The following is a 17,155-nucleotide window of genomic DNA, read 5'->3' as shown; positions in this document are numbered from 1 at the left end:
AGGGCGCCATTTTAGGGATTTAAATCCTGCTGTCAAGGCTGAATTTCAGCATTTACCGCACTTTTTTATCCCGCTGCAGAGCGCTTATTCGCTGCCCCGCTGGCATGGGTGGGCATTATAGGGAGCTAAGATAAAGCTGCAAGCCTTATTTGATTCTTTTGGTGTGTTTGCCTAAAAATCAGGCTCTTTGTGCTTTTTCAGCGCAACAGCTGCTTTTAAGCGCTGCTTGCCATAGAGAAAAGCTTTGGTCATGATGTCACGGTTTACAGGGATGTACTGATAATCCGCAGCATTTTGTCCAGCTTCAGTATCGACATCAGGATCGTTCAGATAAACAAAATCATCATCAGCATCACAAAGCACCACCCAATGCGGTGCCTTGCTGCGATCGAACTGCCAGGTACTAATAAGCAATAACACCACATAGCCTTGCTGCAATCTATCCAGTACATCGGTTAGCGTGAAATCGGCAATCTGAACCGGGATATTAGCCTGGGTACATTTTTGTTGTTCAATCTGATGCACACGCTGCAGCAACTGTTTCTTTTGTTGGCTTCGCACCGAGTCAACAAACAAAGGCCCGGATTGATTAAGCATCACTTCAACGTCAAAGGCTCGTCTCGCACCAGCCAAAGCTAAACCTCTGGGACTGCAACCACCATGACCGGATGTCATAAATATGGTCGTGGCTTCACGCCAAATCTCCAACTCCTCGATAAAGGGATCGTAGCGGCCTGGTTCAAAGTAATTCATTGCCATCAGTAAACTAGCAGGCCCACAGGTAAAAGGCGTAGTTTGCGGAATAAATTGGATGCCTTTATTGGTATCCTGTTGCTGATAGCTGAACACACGCTTCTGCATGCACAGTGCATCCGAGTGATCTTCATAAAAATCATGGCGGATAGCAAATTCCTGATAGCCCTGACGCCGATACAAGGCAATGGCGCCGCTATTATCCGGCCTGACTTCCAGACGCAAAAAAACACAGCGCCGCTGCCGGGCAGATAACTCTGCCTGATTTAACAGCAGCTGTGCAAAACCTTGCTTTCGTTCGGTGGGTAATACCGCAAGCGAGTACAACCGGGCCAGACTAATCCCCCGACGATACAACACCAGAAAATAACCGACCAACTGGCCATTTTTTTCCAGCACCTGTAAATCACTGCGCTTATCCAAAATAAAGTGCCTGAAGCTACGGCGACTCAAACGATCAGCATCAAAGCAGGATTGCTCCAACTGCACCAAATCAGCTAAATCCAACAACAGGGCATCACGAATACAAAGATCTTTATTCTGCATAGGCACCTTAATACCTTCCTTCATCGCCAGGCATTGCACGTTGTTTCCAGCTATCTTGCAAGACAATTATTTTGCTGCTCACGAGTAAAGGATTTCATTAGGCAGCAATCAACACTAGTGTCTACAATACAAGAAATGCATTTTTCCGGAACAGGATATGTCTAAGTTATTAATCGTAGTAGATAAGCTGCAAGATTGGGGGCCTTTCTTTCAATACGATGGCGTTATGACCCTGGCTGATTATCTGAAGTGGCAGGGTAAGTCCCGCCAGCGCGTACGGCTCATTAACCTTTGTCGACAATCCCAGTACCTGGGTTCAGGGTATTACTGCTCGTTACTGGCCGAAGCGCGTAATCACCATGCCATCCCGTCCATTAAGGTATTTAATAAGTTTAACCGGGACGAAATTGCCGATGTGATTGATGATATCCCAGTGACATTAACGAAACAGCTCAATAAAGCTCTGGCTGATAACCCGGAAACGCAACTAACTTTCCAGCTTTATTTTGGCGAAACCATTGAGCGCTCGTTAAAGAAAGTGGCCGATTATCTGTTTGAAGCATTCTCCGTTCCTATCCTGCACGTTGATTTGATCAAAAAGCAACAATGGCAGGTAAAAACCATTCGTATTGGCAGTTTGCACAAACTGACGGAGTCACAACAAACGCAGTTTGCAGAAGCGCTGGAGCGTTTTAGCCATAAAATATGGCGATTGGAACCGAGCAGGCGGCAATTTAAATACGACCTGGCCGTGTTAATGGATCCCAAGGAGCAGTTCCCCCCCTGTACCCCCCGCTCCATAGAATTGTTTTGCAAAGCGGCCAAAAAGGCGGCCATGGATACCGAGATCATCGGTGCTCGCGATCATCAAAGGCTGGCGGAGTTTGATGGCCTTTTTATTCGTGAAACCACCGCTGTCAATCACCATACTTTCAAAATGGCATTAAAAGCCGAACGCGAAGGGCTGGCAGTGATTGATGATCCGAACTCGATTTTGCGCTGCAGCAATAAAATCTACCTGCAAACGCTGTTTGAACAGCATCAGGTGCCGGTACCAGATGGTTTAATGCTGTTTAAATACGATACCGATAATCTGGAGCGGGCAGCAGATTTACTAGGCTTACCCATGGTATTAAAAATCCCCGATGGCAGTTTTTCCCGAGGGGTGGTGAAAGTAAAAACCATGACCGAACTGCGGCAAAAAATGACCGAGCTGTTTGAGCAAAGCGCCATCATCCTGGCCCAACGCTATACCTTCACAGAGTTTGACTGGCGTATTGGCGTGTTAAATGGTCAGGCGCTTTTTGCCTGCAAATACTTTATGGCGCGCAATCACTGGCAGATTTACAAGCACGGTAGCGGCAAAACACAAAGCGGTGCTTTTAGCACCTGCGCTGTGAGCGAGGTGCCGGCTCATGTGCTTGATGCTGCTATTCGAGCCTGCGCTCCGATTGGTGATAGCCTCTATGGCGTTGACATCAAACAAGATGGGGATAAGGTGTACGTGATCGAGGTCAATGACAACCCAAACATCGATGATGGAGTGGAAGATTTGTATCTGGGCAACAAGCTCTATGACTTGCTGGTGGAAGACTTTATCCGCCGCATAGAACTAAAACGGTAAATCTAAAAACACAAAAGCATCGGGAGTGCTTTTGGACAGCCAATGGCTGGTCCCGGAGGGATGCCTGCAGGGATAGCAGGCACAAAAAAACCGGCTTTAAGCCGGTTAATTTGGTGCAGATGGAGAGACTCGAACTCTCACGCCCTTTCGAGCACTAGCACCTGAAGCTAGCGTGTCTACCAATTCCACCACATCTGCATGGTATGTTGCGCATCGCTGCTCAACATGGCGCACAGTATAGCGAGTTCCAAAAAGCTGTCAACTGCAATATGGCACAATTTAACGGCTTTTGTGTCACTCGCTTATTTGCTGTGCAAAGCGGCTATTTTCCGTTCTTTTTTAGTAAGCCAATCTCTTCCAAACGCTGCATTAAGTAGTCGTTGGAATTAATTGGCTCCGGATAACGATTGGGGCGCTCGGCACTGATACAGCTTGGCAGCGTCTCAATGACAAAATCCGGATTTGGATGCATAAAGAAAGGAATGGAGTATCGAGGCTCGCCCGCAGCCATGCCTGCCGGATTGACTACCCGATGGGTGGTGGATGGCAGCACATGGTTGGTCAGGCGCTGCAGCATATCACCGATATTCACGACGATGGTGCCTTCAATAGTTGTGACCGGCAGCCAGCTGCCATCACGACGCAGTATTTCCAAACCAGCCTCGTTCGAGCCAACCAGCAAGGTGATCAAATTAATGTCTTCGTGCTGACCTGCTCGGATCGACTGAGTGCTGGTATCCTGAATTGGTGGATAATGAATAGGCCGCAGGATCGAATTACCGAAATTAACCTTATCGGCAAAATAGTGCTGTGGCTGCCCTAAGTAGAGCGCCAGCGCTTCCAGTACCCGATTGCCTAGCTTTTCCAGCTCGCTGTAAAGCCGATAAGAAGCTTCTTTAAAACCCGGCACTTCGGTAGGCCACACATTGGGGTACAAGCTTGGGTGTGGTGCAGGACCGTCCAACTCGCGGCCAACATGCCAGAATTCTTTCAGATCCGGATGCTTGCTATCTTTGGCTTTTTCCACGCCAAAGCCGGTATAACCACGGGCACCGCCCTGCCCTGGCATATGGTACTTCGCTTTTACTTCATTGGGCAGCGCAAAAAACTGCTTAATGGCGGTGTATGTATCTGCTACCACGTCGTCTGAAATTCCGTGGCCGCTAATGCCACAAAATCCAAATTCAGTGTAGGCCTTGCCAATTTCGGCAACAAAGTTATCTTTGTCGGTGGCAAACCGTCTTATATCTAACGTTGGAACTTGCTGTGTCATATAAAAGACCTGTTTTTTAGCCTAAAGAAAAAAAGAACCCTGCAATAGCAGCGCTCATTAAGTTAGCCAATGTTGCTGCCAGCAAGGCTTTTAAACCCAGTGCCGCAATATCAGCCCGGCGACTGGGCGCCATACCGCCCAAACCACCTAATAGGATCGCAATAGAGGAGAAATTGGCAAAGCCACACAGCGCGATAGTGACAATCACTTGGGTATGTGCACTTAGCTCTTCTTTCACCTTTACATAATCAAGGTAAGCAACAAATTCATTGATCACCAGTTTCTGGCCAATAAAACTGCCTGCCACCCGCGCTTCTTCCCAGGATACGCCCAGAATAAAGGCCAGCGGCTGAAAGACATAGCCAAAAATCAGTTGCAAGGTCAGATCATCTTTGCCGAACCAAGCACCGATGCCACCGACCATGCCGTTTATCAGTGCAATAATCCCGATAAATGCCAACAACATGGCCCCCACATTAAGCGCCAGTTGCATACCGCTGGAAGCACCCGCGGCTGCGGCATCGATCACGTTGGTATGAGGTTTTTCCTGCGCAATTTCGGTCAGTTCGTTTTTCGGCTGCTCTGTTTCCGGCAAAATCATTTTCGCCATTAAAAAACCGCCAGGGGCTGCCATAAAACTGGCCGCAATCAGGTATTTTAATTCCACCCCCAATTCGGCATAACCAGCAAGCACCGAGCCAGCCACCGAAGCAAGTCCACCTACCATCACGGCAAAGAGTTCAGAGCGGGTCATCGTTGGCACAAAGGGCCGAACAATCAATGGTGCTTCGGTCTGCCCAACAAAGATATTGGCTGCCGCAGACATGGATTCTGGCCGACTTGTTCCGAGCAGCTTTTGCAAGCCGCCACCAATCAGGCGAATAACCCAGGCCATAATGCCGATGTGATAGAGCACGGCGATCAGGGATGAAAAGAAAACAATAATGGTCAACACATGAATGGCAAAAATAAAGCCTTGCGAGCGGCGGCCCAGATCACCAAATAAAAACTCGATACCATCTCTGGCGTAGCCAATCACATTGGAAACCACCAGTGAAATGCTATACAACACATCCTGCCCAACAGGGATGTACAAGACAAAAGCACCAATCGCTAACTGAATAGCAAAAGCACCCCCTACAGTACGCCAATTAATTCGCTTTTTATTATTCGATGCCAGCCAGGCTACCAGCAATAGCACCGCGATACCTACTAATCCCATCATTCCCCTGATCCTTTTAATTACTCCGCCAGCAACTGACGAATTTTTGTTTTTATAATGTCGATAGCAATCTGGTTTTTACCGCCTCGAGTCACCACCAAATCGGCAAACTGTTTTGAGGGTGCAATAAAATCAAAGAATGCTGGCCGCACGGTATCTTCGTATTGTTCGACCACCGATTGCAAACTTCTTCCTCTGTCTTCCAAATCACGGCGAATACGCCGCAACAGGCAAATATCCAGTGGTGTATCCATAAAGACGCTAATATCAAATTCATCACGCAGCAATGGATCGCTAAGCAACAAAATCCCCTCTACCAAAATCACTTTGGCTGGTTGCACCTGAATAGTATCTGGTAAACGGGTATGGGTTTTGTAGCAGTACTGAGGCATAGCAATGGCTTTACCTTCCCGTAGCTCCTGCAAATGCTGCCCCAAGAGTTTGTGCTCGAACGCCGACGGATGATCGTAGTTGGTTAGGGTACGCTGCTCAAACGACAAATGGCTTTGGTCGCGGTAATAAGCATCTTCAGCCAGAATAGCAATGCGCTCCCCGCCAAGCTCCTCTACCAGTTCCTGATAAACAGTTGATGCAAATAAACTTTTCCCGGAAGCAGAAGCGCCGGCTATGGCAATGATGGTGTTCTTACCCACGTCGTAGTCACTTTCCAATACACACAAAAAGCAATTATCGCTAAAAATGCCCGATATAGAAATAAAAAACCGGCCCGAAGGCCGGTTTTGTCTGGATAAAGCTTAATTAGAAGCGGTAGCGTACACCTAGCTTCAAGCGCCAGGTCGACTCGTTTTCATTAAAGCGTTCCCAGTTACTTCCTTCACGAGGTTGAAATCCTCGGATAGTAATCTCGCCGGTGTCCTGATTCACATCGCGCACCTGATACAAGCTGATAGTTCCAAACTCCGTATCACGGACATGACCTTTCGAGCTATCCAACAGATTGAGGAAGTTAGAAATGGTAAAATACAACTCCCCTTTGTGGTCTTTATGGAAACCAGGCACCTGCTGGCGGACACCAACATCCCAGGTAGTTACCCACGGAGAGTTGAAACCGCCTTTCGGCACGTAGCCGCCAATATAACCATTTAAGCCCATACTCGCGACAATATCATAAAACTCTTGCTTTCTGGCTTCACTTTCAAACACATACTGTGCATCATCCGGTGATGGAATGTAAGCCAGCACACCGCCACCACCATCAGAATAACCGAAGGCTTCACGATTAGCGGAACCACTTATGTTTGCCAAATAAGTTAGCGCCTTCCCTGACTTCCGCTCAAAGAACGAGTTAAAGGTAGTGGTGTAACCAGAGAAAATCTCAGTTTCGTACGAGATGTTTAGCACAAACCGATGACGGGTCTCGTACGGAGAGGTGCCAACCAGGGCTTCATTACGGTTAATCGCAATGTTATTTCCAAAGTTACCATGAGCGGTTGAAGCCGAGCCCACCGTAGCACTGGTAATATCCTGATAAGTGTAAGAAGTATTCACACTTAAACCAGACTCCCAACGCTTAAACAACGACGTAGTGATGATATGCGAGCGCCCTTCAGAATCCGCATTGGTCATCATCAGTGCCGGTAAACCTGCATCCTGATACAATTTCCTGCCATCAGTAGTTTCGTAAAACACATCCCCGATAGTGACGTTTTTCCAGAACACTGAGTTTTCAGGCTTCACGTAGCTGTACTCCGTGGTCCAGAGTACGTTTTGTAAGTAATCTCCCAAAGAAAAACGATAATCTGTCGCCAACTGGAAGCGCCAGTCTGAAGGGATTTTAAAGTTTGGATCATTCAGATTAATCGGTGAATCCGCACCTGAGCGTACATAATCTTCGAAAGATACAGGCACAGTAGTAATATCAACACCAACCAGCGAGTCACGAAGTTCAGTTGGGCCAAATGTTGCGCCAACATTACCTGAGTCGACTTTATTGATGCCGTTATTACCATAAGCATTTCCGGCCCATACACTTGGTTGGCCGCCAGAGAAGCGGCCAATACCACCGCGCACTACCAAATCAGTAGCAGCATCCCACTTAAAACCAAAGCGTGGTAACCAGATATCCAGACCGTTCAGGTTTTCCCGGTTGTCAAAGCCGGTTTGAGTCAGGAAAGACTCATTGAATGCTGGAACATCACTGGTGGTTAAGCGCTCATAGCGTAAACCGAAGCTTAGCAGCACATCCGGAGTAATTGCATATTCATCCTGAATATAAAATGCATGCTCGCCACGTTTGAAAGAAACAGCGGCATCGCGCGGATCCAATGATGGTGCATTTTGATAGCGCAGCTCCGTCGCTAAACGATTCTCAAAGTCTTCAATGCTGGTAAAACGGTAGCTACCCCGGGCGTACTGCACAAAAAGATTGTTCGCCTCAGTCTCTTTAAACTGATAGCCAAAGCTCAGTTTGTGATCATCCAGCAAATAAGTACCATCGATACCCAAAATCAGCGTTTTATTACTTAACTCATTAGCGTGGCGGCTATGGTCCGAACCAAAAGCGATACGACGATTGGAGTCACCTTCGATATCGACAAAAACTTGCGGCAAAGTACTTAACGAGTTTTGGCCAGTGCTACGATCCTGGTAGGTGGCATAAATTTCGGTTGAAAAATCATGTGTCCAATCAGAGAACAATTTGAAAGCATAGCTGTCCATCGTCTCAGAACGATCATACCAATGACTGGATAACTTCAAAGTTCTTGGATCATCGGTGGTATTTTGGATTTTGTTGCCATCGCTGCGTTGGTAAGTCAATGCAGCCCGGTGATCATCGTTGATGTTCCAATCCAGCTTTAGCAAGATTTTTTCATCTTTTGTGGTCGGGCTTACTGCCCAATCACCTACCTGAACACCATAAATATCATTGGCTATCTGAGCAACAGTTTGCAACTCTTCAGCAGTGACATTGGTTGCGTTTGCCACACCAGAAACACCGCTTGGACCCCAGCCAGAAGCCTGTGGCGAACTGTAGCGCTCATAAGAGGCAAAGAAGAACAATTTATCTTGTACTAAAGCACCACCCAGAGTAGCACCCCAGGTCTTTTCATCGAAGTCTAACGAGTCTCTGGAATTGTTGTGCTTGTATTCTCCGGCCCAGGAGTCGTTTTGCCTTTCAAAAAAGAAAGAGCCTGACAACTCATTGGTACCTGATTTTGTCACCGCATTAATTTTTGCACCCTGGAAGCCAGAGTCTTTGGCATGGAAAGGTGATGTGTCGACAATGACCTGTTCAATCGCATCCAGTGAAATAGGAGAACGAGTCGTTGGATAGCCGGTAAAGTTTAAGCCAAAATCGTCATTGATGCCGATGCCATCCACAGAAATGCTGTTAAAACGTGGGTTCGTTCCAGCAACAGAGATAGTGCCATCAGCGGCATTGATATTTACCAATGGGTTGTTACGAATGATGTCTTTCAGATCACGATTAAACGTTGGCGCATTTTCGATATCTCTGGCACCAAAGAAACTGCTTGAGCCAGTGTTATTTACAACCATGATTGAAGAGCCAGTTACTGCTATCCGCTCTACAGATGACGCAAGCTGTGCATTAAGACGTAAACCATCACCAAGTGTCAGATACACTTCGTCGTAAGTTACCGAACCTTGATCACCACGAATGGTAATCACATAAGGGCCACCAACCCGCAGACCAGTGCTTGAGAAAGCACCTGCATCATTCGTAGTGGTGGTAGTACGCGTGCCGGTCGGAACATGTAGAATTTCTACTCTGGCATTTGCTGCTACTTGTCCGGCTTCAGTGACTACATTACCCCGAACTGATGAAGTTGTATCCGCATAGGCTAATTGACTGACCCCAAGCCCGAGAGCTACAGCCAAAGCTAAATGTTTAATTTTCATATCGTTTCACCTGGTAGTTTCCGAATTTATACCCAATCCATTAGAAAACAATTGCTGTCTTCAATTTGGGAAGACATCCTAACGAATGATTGTGACGTTTTTTTTACGCCGGACCGAACAACAACGGAACTTTTTCCCGAACGGCGCATCTAACTCGTTTGGTCATACAATTGTAACATGACTGGTCTGAGTTGCGTACTTGCTAATGCAGTAATTTTGCAGAAAATTTCTTCAGCTATGGATTCGTTTTCAGTTTTGCTGGCTGATTACAGCTTAAGGTATGATCCCACTACCAACTTTATTTAACTGGCAAAATCATGTTGCATATACCTGTCATCATTCTATCTGTCACCTTTTTTACAGGCTTGTTTATGTCCATTCATGCTACAGAAATCCGTATCGCTACCTTCAATGTCAGCATGGAGGCCGAGAATTACCTGCCAAAAGGCCAACGAGGCAACCAGCAGGTTTTAATTGAACGATTAGCCAACGGTAAAGAGCCCCAGATCCAGGCCATCGCCCGTATTATCCAATTAACCCGGCCGGATGTGATTTTTCTGACCGAATTCGACTACATTGAGTCACCTGCGCAGGGAGTCGAAGCCTTTTTGCAGAACTACCTGGCCGTATCGCAACTAGGTGCAGCGCCTATCGATTACCCTTACTACTTTTATGCCGAAGTGAATACTGGCCAGCCCAGCCCCTTTGATCTAAATCGCGATGGTCAATCTACTGGAGTAGGTGCAGATGCCTGGGGTTTCGGTTTTTATCCGGGCCAATACGGTATGTTGTTGCTGTCGCGTTACCCTATCCTGAAGGATGAAGTACGGACATTTCGTCAGTTTAAATGGCAGGATATGCCAGGGCATCTTACAACGGTTCAAGCAGATGGCAGCCCCTGGTATGAAGACGCTGCCTGGCAACAATTTCCGTTATCGTCTAAATCGCATTGGGATGTGCCACTAACTATAGATGGTAAACGACTGCATGTATTTGCCAGCCACCCAACACCGCCAGTGTTTGATGGCCCGGAAAACCGCAATGGCAAACGCAATCACGATGAAATCCGCTTTTGGGTCGATTACATCAGTGGCGAACAAGGACATTACATTTACGATGATTCTGGGCTGGCTGGTGGCTTTGACAGTCAGGCTCCCTTTGTGGTGCTGGGGGATTTGAATGCATCCACCGTAGAAGGAGATGCCATCGCTGCCGGGATCCAAAGCTTATTGCAACACCCTCGCATACAAGATCCACAACCAGGTAGCCGCGGTGCGGCAGAGCACAGTCCAGACAATCCTTTTGCTGCCCAGCATACGGCTGTCTGGCGCATGCGGGCAGATTATGTGTTGCCAAGTAAAGCAGGCATTCAAGTATTATCGAGCGGGGTGTTTTGGCCTGCAGCCGATGAAGCCGACTACTCATTGGTGAAAAAACGAGAGACCAGCTCGGATCACCGGCTGGTCTGGGTAGATATGCGACTAAAATAAAACTAGCTATGCTGCTCCACCAGTGGTGCGGTGTAACTAAGCTCGGTATCCCAGGGTAACTGGATCCAGGTGTCTTGTTCAATGTCGGTGACATAAACATCCACCAAGGGTTTGCCCTGGGGTTTGGCATAAACCGTTGCCAGAGTCGCTTGCGGGAACTGCTGCTTAAGTACTTTGGCGGTCTCACCGGTATCCACCAGATCATCCACAATCAACAGCTTCGCATCATCCGGCCAGTCACAACCTTTGACTACCGAAAGCTCGCCCTGCTGATCGTGCTGATAACTCACAATACAAATGGTATCCAGCAAGCGAATATTTAACTCGCGCGCAAGAATGGTGGCAGGTACCAAACCACCGCGACTAACCGCCAAAATGCGCTCAAAGCGACCTGTCAATAATTTAGCCGCCAGTTCACGGCTGGCCCGGTGAAACGCCTCCCAGGAGACGTAAAACATCTTATGATTGGTCATCGACATGGCCGTTAATCCACCATGCCCAAAGCAATTTCAACCATATCATTAAAGGAGGTTTGCCGTAGCTCGGCACTTAATGACTCACCAGTTCGGATGTGATCGCTTACCGTCAGAATACTCAGGGCTTCAATACCATACTCAGCCGCCACACCATACAAGCCAGCAGCTTCCATTTCTACTGCCAAAACACCGTATTTTTCTAAGGTATCAAACAAGCTTGGATTAGGGTTGTAGAACAGATCCGAGGTAAAGACATTGCCAACTTGCACTGGAATATTTTTCTGCCGCGCAGCTGCTACCGCTTTTTCAATCAGCTTAAAACTGGCTAAAGCAGCAAAGTCCATGCCTTGCAAGCGGTTACGATTCACCGCCGAGTCAGTACTGGCCCCCATAGCAATCACCACATCACGAACTTTAACCGCATGCGGCAAAGCACCGCAAGAGCCAATACGTACGATACGTTTTACATCGTAAAACTTGACCAACTCAGTCGCATAAATTGACATCGAAGGCACGCCCATGCCTGAGCCCATAACAGTCACTGGCTTGCCATGATAACTGCCGGTAAATGCATACATGTTTCGTACTTCATTGACGCAGCGTACATCCTGCAAAAAAGTATCGGCAATATGCTTAGCACGTAATGGATCACCTGGCATCAGCACAGTAGCGGCAATATCACCAGGATTAGCAGCAATATGGGGTGTTGTCATACGGATGTTCTCTTAATTATTTAGTCAATTGTGCAAAGAAAGAATCGCCATAAGACATGGCTTCCAACGAAAATAAGTCGGTCAAGGTCTGGCCTATATCGGCAAAGCTATGACGCATGCCTAAGTCGACCTCAGCGATACCCCGGCGATAACACAACACAGGAATAAACTCACGGGTATGTTCAGTGCCTGGCCAGGTAGGATCACAACCATGATCGGCTGTCAGCAACAGCCATGTATCGTCATCCAAAGCATCGATTAATTCCGGTAAACGGCTGTCAAAATACTCCAGCGCCTCACCATAACCAATAGGGTCGCGTCGATGGCCATAATTCTGATCAAAATCAACCAGGTTGGTGAAAACCAGACTGTTGGCTCCAACCAGCGCCATCTGCTGCAAGGTAGTATCTACCAGCGCAGCAAGCCCGGTAGCTTTAACCCCTTTGCTGATGCCCTGATGCGCATAGATATCAGCAATTTTGCCAATGCTAATGACCTCGCCACCAGCTTGTGTCAGTTTATCCAGCACTGTTGGCGCCGGAGGCAAAACCGAATAATCGCGCCGGTTACCGGTACGGGCATAGTTATCGGGGCTATCGCCAAGAAAGGGTCTGGCGATAACACGGCCGATATTGTATTCATCCAGCAAACGGCGCGCCACCTGACAAAAATCCAGCAGCTTCTGCAAGCCAAAATGTTCTTCATGAGCCGCTACCTGAAACACACTATCAGCTGAGGTGTAGCAGATAGGTTTGCCGGTTTTGATGTGCTCATCACCAAGCTTTTGCAGAATATCTGTACCTGAGGCATGGCAGTTGCCTAAAATGCCTGGGACACCGGTCTCGGCACATAGTTTATCGAGTAACTCTGCGGGGAAGCTATCGGTCTTTTGATGAAAGTAGCCCCAATCAAACAGCACAGGCACACCAGCAATCTCCCAATGGCCACTGGGTGTGTCTTTACCACTGCTAAGCTCAGCCGCATAGCCGTAGGCTCCACGTACCTGGCTGGCATCTTCGACCAGAATCGCCTGCTCAGATGCGGCTTTGGCAGCACGCACCAATCCAAGCTTTGCCAGGTTAGGCAATGCCAACTGGCGACCTTTCGCTTTAGCAAAAGCGCTGGCCACACTGGCCATCGTATTGGCGCCAAGATCGCCAAAACGCTCAGCATCAGGCGCACTGCCTATGCCAAAACTATCCAATACCAGGATCACAGCTTTTGTCATCATTGCCTCTATTTGCTGATAGATTCATGTCAGCATTGATGGGATTCTTTGCACAGTATATCAAGTTTCTACCAAAAATGGTGTTAACAGGGGCGTTATGCAATCAGAATACGCATCTGGTTTATACAAGCTGGAATGCAGAAATAATTCGAAGGGATGGCTTTAAAATGGTGCCCAGAGGCGGAATCGAACCACCGACACGAGGATTTTCAATCCTCTGCTCTACCGACTGAGCTATCTGGGCATACTGCTGGCTGTTAAGCCTGAACGAACATTGTCGACACCATTCAAAGGGTAAGAATGGTGCCCAGAGGCGGAATCGAACCACCGACACGAGGATTTTCAATCCTCTGCTCTACCGACTGAGCTATCTGGGCAACGGGGAGGTATTAAACGGATTTTGACGAACCAAGTCAATCATTTTTTTACTGCCACAGAGTGTTCGCCTATTCTCTGAGCAAAGCCACGACTTTAGCGCTGTAATTCCAATTCTCTGTCCACAAGTTGTCTATGCTACAATCAGCCGGTAGCATGCAACCAGCCCCAACGATATATAGCCTTGGAAGTTACATGGAAAAATCCTCTTTCTTCGGTTCCATCTTCTGGCGAAGCCTGCCTTTTTGCCTGATATCCAGCTTGCTGATAACGGGTTTAATGCTGTGGCTGATAAACACAGCCTCATTGTCAAAGCTTAGTCTGATATTTCTGGTCGTTGCCAGTATATTTATAGCGTTACTCGCTGCTGTTATGATCAGTTCTGTCATGAACCGGATGCTGCAACATCGCCTGCAACGACTGATGGCTCCCTTGCAACAGGCTTTACGGCAGGAGCAATTTACGCAACGTTTTGAAGAGCACTTAGAGGATGATTTTGGTCTACTGGCCAGTCTGGTCAACCGCCTGTTCCAACGTATTGAAAAAGGAGAACAGCAGTGCCAGCAGTCGGAGCAAAATATCTTTCAATTGCGCCAGGAAATTGAACAACGTATCAAAGAACGCACTGATGCGTTGGAAACAGCCAAAGTCACAGCCGAGAAAGCCAACGAGGCCAAATCAACCTTCCTCGCTACCATGAGCCATGAAATCCGCACCCCAATGAATGGCATTATCGGCACCATGGACTTATTACGTAAAACAGCCTTAAGTACCACGCAGTTTCGTATGACCGATACCATCCGCGAGTCCTCATTCTCTCTGCTTCGTATACTGGATGATATTCTTGATTTTTCTAAAATTGAAGCTGGCAAGCTGGAGCTGGAAAGCATTCCTCTCTCCATTGCAGATATCATCGAAGCCGTAGGACGTATTTTGGTCTCCGTTGCTCATCAGCGCCAAATCGACTTGAAGATCTTTATTGATCCGCGGATCCCGGATGGTCTTTATGGCGACCCGGTCCGCCTACGGCAAATTTTATACAACCTGGCAGGTAATGCCATTAAGTTCACCCATACCTCTTTGGAAAAAACCGGCTTGGTCATTGTTCGCGCCGATTTATTGGAAGAAACCATGGAGTACTGCCACATCCAATTTAGTGTGCTGGATAATGGCAAGGGCATGACCAAACGACAAATCAATTATGTCTTTCAACCCTTCAATCAGGCCGAGGGATCCATCACACGCAAGTTTGGTGGCACGGGGCTAGGTTTATCCATTTGCCAGCGCTTAACCTCCTTGATGTATGGGCAGATTGAGGTACAAAGCGAGCTCGATAAAGGCACAGAGTTTCGGGTACAGATCCCAATGCGACGTTCTGATGAAACCAAAGCACTGGATAAAGAGCTGTTACGTGATATTCAACTGGTGATATTTAGTCAGGATCAGGATAACTATCAGCACCTTGAAAGTTACGCCCGCTATCTGGGAGCCGACTACTACGGTTACCAGAATGTCGAGCAATTACGCCAGCGAGCTGCCGAGCAACATAGATTACCACCAAAAATCAAAGGAGTCTGGCTGCTGGACGCTACCTACGAGCAAATCAGCGCCGCCCATATAGAAGCCCTGAACCATCACCCGAACTTGCACCAAGTACGCTTTATTGTGATCACCAACCTGGTAGAGCTCACCGAGCAAAGTAACGAGCGCATACTCTACTTACACAGCTCACCTATTTGTCGCAGCCATCTGATTGATGCCATCCTGGTTGCTTCCGGTAAAAAAACCATGCCTTTCAAGGCTGGTTACGATAGAGAAAGCGCCATGAAAACAGCCCCGGCCATTGATACTGCCAAACGCAACCAGCAGCTTATTTTATTGGCGGAAGACAACCAGATGAATCAAAAGGTTATGTTGGATCAACTCAATGCACTGGGTTATGCAGCGGAAGTTGCCAATGATGGCGCTGTGGCGTTGGCTATGTGGCGAGAGTACCGCTATCCATTGGTGCTGACTGATTTGCATATGCCCAACATGAGTGGCTACGATTTAGCAGAAGCAATCCGTAAAGAAGCCTTGCAAACCGATGAAGAGCAACACTTTACCCGCATTATTGCGGTAACAGCCAACGCCTTGAAGGGGGAGGAGCAAAAGTGTCTTAGTGTGGGCATGGATGGCTACATCACAAAACCTATTGAGTTGAATATTCTTGAAAGCATGCTCAATCGTTGGCTACCGTTGCAACAAGCACCCAATAAAGAGTTGATCGAACAACAAGGCGCCCGGGAAACCAATCACCAGACGCCTATCTGCTTTACCACCATCGCCAACTACCTGGGCAATGATCCCGCCAAGCATGAAGAGCATTTGAATTTCTTTGTCCAACAGACCAAGCCCTTACTGAGGACACTGGAGGGGGCCATCCAAACACGCGAGCGTTCCTTGGCACGCCAGCAAAGCCACCAACTAAAAGCTATGGCAAAAAGTATCGGTGCCCTGCAGATGGCCGAGCATGCACTGACACTGGAGAATGCCAGCGCAGAAAAAGACTGGGCCAGTTTGCAGGAGTATTATCGAGTATTGCAGGAGGAGTTTCTTAGCGTAGAAGCGTACGTCCGGCGGCGCTATTAGCCGCCAGACATAACGCAGCTGATGGCTTTAGTTGGCTGAAGTATCGAGCGCTGGCAGACTTTTAATAAGTTCGTCCAGTGCCTTCATTTGAGCCAGGTAAGGTTCCAGCTTTGCTAACGGCAAGGCGCAGGGTCCATCGCATTTGGCCTGGTTTGGGTCGGGGTGCGCTTCAATAAAAAGGCCTGCCAAACCAAGCGCCATCCCTGAACGAGCAAGCTGTGCAGCCTGCGCCCGTCGCCCATCGGCAGAGTCTGCCCGTCCGCCCGGACGTTGCAATGCGTGGGTCGCATCAAAAATAACAGGGGCAAATTGTTTCATATCATCCATACCCAGCATGTCCACAACCAGGTTGTTGTAACCAAAGCTGGAGCCACGCTCACACAACATCACCCGCTCATTGCCAGCTTCAGCGAATTTGGTCAGAATGTGCCGCATCTCGGCCGGAGCCAGGAACTGAGGTTTTTTTACGTTGATCACAGCTCCGGTTTTTGCCATTGCTACCACCAGATCCGTTTGGCGGGCTAAAAAAGCAGGCAATTGCAATACATCCACCACTTCAGCAACCACTGCAGCTTGTTCAGGCTCATGCACATCGGTAATCAGCGGCACCTGAAAGGTACGCTTTATTTCTTCAAAAATTTTCAAGCCTTCATCAAGGCCTGGTCCACGATAGGAGTGAATGGAAGAGCGATTGGCTTTATCAAAGGAGGCTTTGAATACGTAGGGAATACCCAACTTCTCAGTTACTTGCACATAATGCTCGGCAACCCGCAGTGCTAAATCACGCGACTCCAATACATTCATGCCGCCAAATAATACAAAAGGCAGGCTGTTATTTACCCGAATATCCCCAAGTTCAATGCTATGTTTCGTCATAAAAAACCTTAATAAGAGAGCACCCTGCCTGCCCCGTTTGCAGATCGCAATAATCTGATGACGTGG

Annotated in this window: 13 protein-coding genes and 3 tRNA genes; 3 read left to right on the top strand and 13 right to left on the bottom strand. The window is 47.9% G+C overall.

Going from position 1 to position 17,155, the window contains the following annotated elements; genetic code table 11:
- Positions 1-171: 171 nt before the first annotated feature.
- Positions 172-1,299, bottom strand: a complete 1,128-nt coding sequence (locus tag ABC502_RS17055) for a GNAT family N-acetyltransferase/peptidase C39 family protein (RefSeq protein WP_345916745.1) — start codon at positions 1,297-1,299, stop codon at positions 172-174.
- 157 nt (positions 1,300-1,456) lie between these two features.
- On the opposite strand from ABC502_RS17055, the gene ABC502_RS17050 reads away from it, so the two are divergent.
- Complete coding sequence (locus ABC502_RS17050) at positions 1,457-2,923, top strand: RimK family protein (protein ID WP_345916744.1); 1,467 nt, start codon at positions 1,457-1,459, stop codon at positions 2,921-2,923.
- Between the two features lie 111 nt (positions 2,924-3,034).
- Here the strand turns inward: ABC502_RS17050 and ABC502_RS17045 are convergent.
- The 5 genes from ABC502_RS17045 to ABC502_RS17025 all read right to left on the bottom strand — a co-directional run bounded on the left by ABC502_RS17045 (position 3,035) and on the right by ABC502_RS17025 (position 9,300).
- A tRNA-Leu gene (locus tag ABC502_RS17045) sits at positions 3,035-3,121 on the bottom strand.
- Between the two features lie 124 nt (positions 3,122-3,245).
- Entirely contained in the window at positions 3,246-4,196 is a 951-nt protein-coding gene (locus ABC502_RS17040) for a 2-oxoglutarate and iron-dependent oxygenase domain-containing protein (RefSeq protein ID WP_345916743.1), read from the bottom strand.
- Positions 4,197-4,212: 16 nt separating this feature from the next.
- A complete protein-coding gene (locus tag ABC502_RS17035; protein ID WP_330088668.1) occupies positions 4,213-5,421 on the bottom strand; it encodes a NupC/NupG family nucleoside CNT transporter in 1,209 nt (402 codons plus the stop codon).
- 17 nt (positions 5,422-5,438) lie between these two features.
- Positions 5,439-6,071 carry a uridine kinase gene (gene udk, locus ABC502_RS17030; RefSeq protein ID WP_330088667.1) on the bottom strand — a complete coding sequence of 211 codons (633 nt, stop codon included), beginning with the start codon at positions 6,069-6,071 and terminating at the stop codon, positions 5,439-5,441.
- A gap of 106 nt (positions 6,072-6,177) precedes the next feature.
- Positions 6,178-9,300, bottom strand: coding sequence for a TonB-dependent receptor (locus tag ABC502_RS17025; protein WP_345916742.1), 3,123 nt, complete (start codon positions 9,298-9,300; stop codon positions 6,178-6,180).
- 371 nt (positions 9,301-9,671) lie between these two features.
- On the opposite strand from ABC502_RS17025, the gene ABC502_RS17020 reads away from it, so the two are divergent.
- Positions 9,672-10,790 carry an endonuclease/exonuclease/phosphatase family protein gene (locus ABC502_RS17020; protein ID WP_345916741.1) on the top strand — a complete coding sequence of 373 codons (1,119 nt, stop codon included), beginning with the start codon at positions 9,672-9,674 and terminating at the stop codon, positions 10,788-10,790.
- Between the two features lie 2 nt (positions 10,791-10,792).
- On the opposite strand, the gene gpt is transcribed toward ABC502_RS17020, so the two are convergent.
- The 6 genes from gpt to ABC502_RS16990 all read right to left on the bottom strand — a co-directional run bounded on the left by gpt (position 10,793) and on the right by ABC502_RS16990 (position 13,971).
- A complete protein-coding gene (gene gpt / locus ABC502_RS17015) occupies positions 10,793-11,269 on the bottom strand; it encodes a xanthine phosphoribosyltransferase (protein ID WP_345916740.1) in 477 nt (158 codons plus the stop codon).
- A gap of 5 nt (positions 11,270-11,274) precedes the next feature.
- Positions 11,275-11,979 carry a purine-nucleoside phosphorylase gene (gene deoD, locus ABC502_RS17010; protein WP_345916739.1) on the bottom strand — a complete coding sequence of 235 codons (705 nt, stop codon included), beginning with the start codon at positions 11,977-11,979 and terminating at the stop codon, positions 11,275-11,277.
- A 16-nt stretch (positions 11,980-11,995) separates the two neighbouring features.
- Positions 11,996-13,207 (bottom strand): phosphopentomutase, encoded by a 1,212-nt coding sequence (locus ABC502_RS17005; protein WP_345916757.1) that lies wholly within the window; start codon positions 13,205-13,207, stop codon positions 11,996-11,998.
- Positions 13,208-13,375: 168 nt separating this feature from the next.
- Positions 13,376-13,451, bottom strand: a tRNA-Phe gene (locus ABC502_RS17000).
- 57 nt (positions 13,452-13,508) lie between these two features.
- Positions 13,509-13,584: transfer RNA gene (locus ABC502_RS16995), tRNA-Phe, on the bottom strand.
- A gap of 189 nt (positions 13,585-13,773) precedes the next feature.
- Positions 13,774-13,971 carry a hypothetical protein gene (locus tag ABC502_RS16990; RefSeq protein ID WP_330088661.1) on the bottom strand — a complete coding sequence of 66 codons (198 nt, stop codon included), beginning with the start codon at positions 13,969-13,971 and terminating at the stop codon, positions 13,774-13,776.
- Between ABC502_RS16990 and ABC502_RS16985 the strand changes: the two genes are divergently transcribed.
- A complete protein-coding gene (locus ABC502_RS16985) occupies positions 13,955-16,213 on the top strand; it encodes an ATP-binding protein (RefSeq protein ID WP_345916738.1) in 2,259 nt (752 codons plus the stop codon). The two genes, ABC502_RS16990 and ABC502_RS16985, sit on opposite strands and share 17 nt — an antisense overlap.
- Positions 16,214-16,240: 27 nt before the next feature.
- On the opposite strand, the gene kdsA is transcribed toward ABC502_RS16985, so the two are convergent.
- Complete coding sequence (gene kdsA, locus ABC502_RS16980; protein WP_330088659.1) at positions 16,241-17,089, bottom strand: 3-deoxy-8-phosphooctulonate synthase; 849 nt, start codon at positions 17,087-17,089, stop codon at positions 16,241-16,243.
- Positions 17,090-17,155: the final 66 nt, after the last annotated feature.

Origin of the sequence: Alkalimonas sp. NCh-2, assembly GCF_039631345.1 — a bacterium.
Taxonomy (GTDB): domain Bacteria; phylum Pseudomonadota; class Gammaproteobacteria; order Enterobacterales; family Alteromonadaceae; genus Alkalimonas; species Alkalimonas mucilaginosa.
The sequence above is the reverse complement of the archived record's forward strand: the minus strand, read 5'-3'. Positions and strand labels throughout refer to the sequence as shown.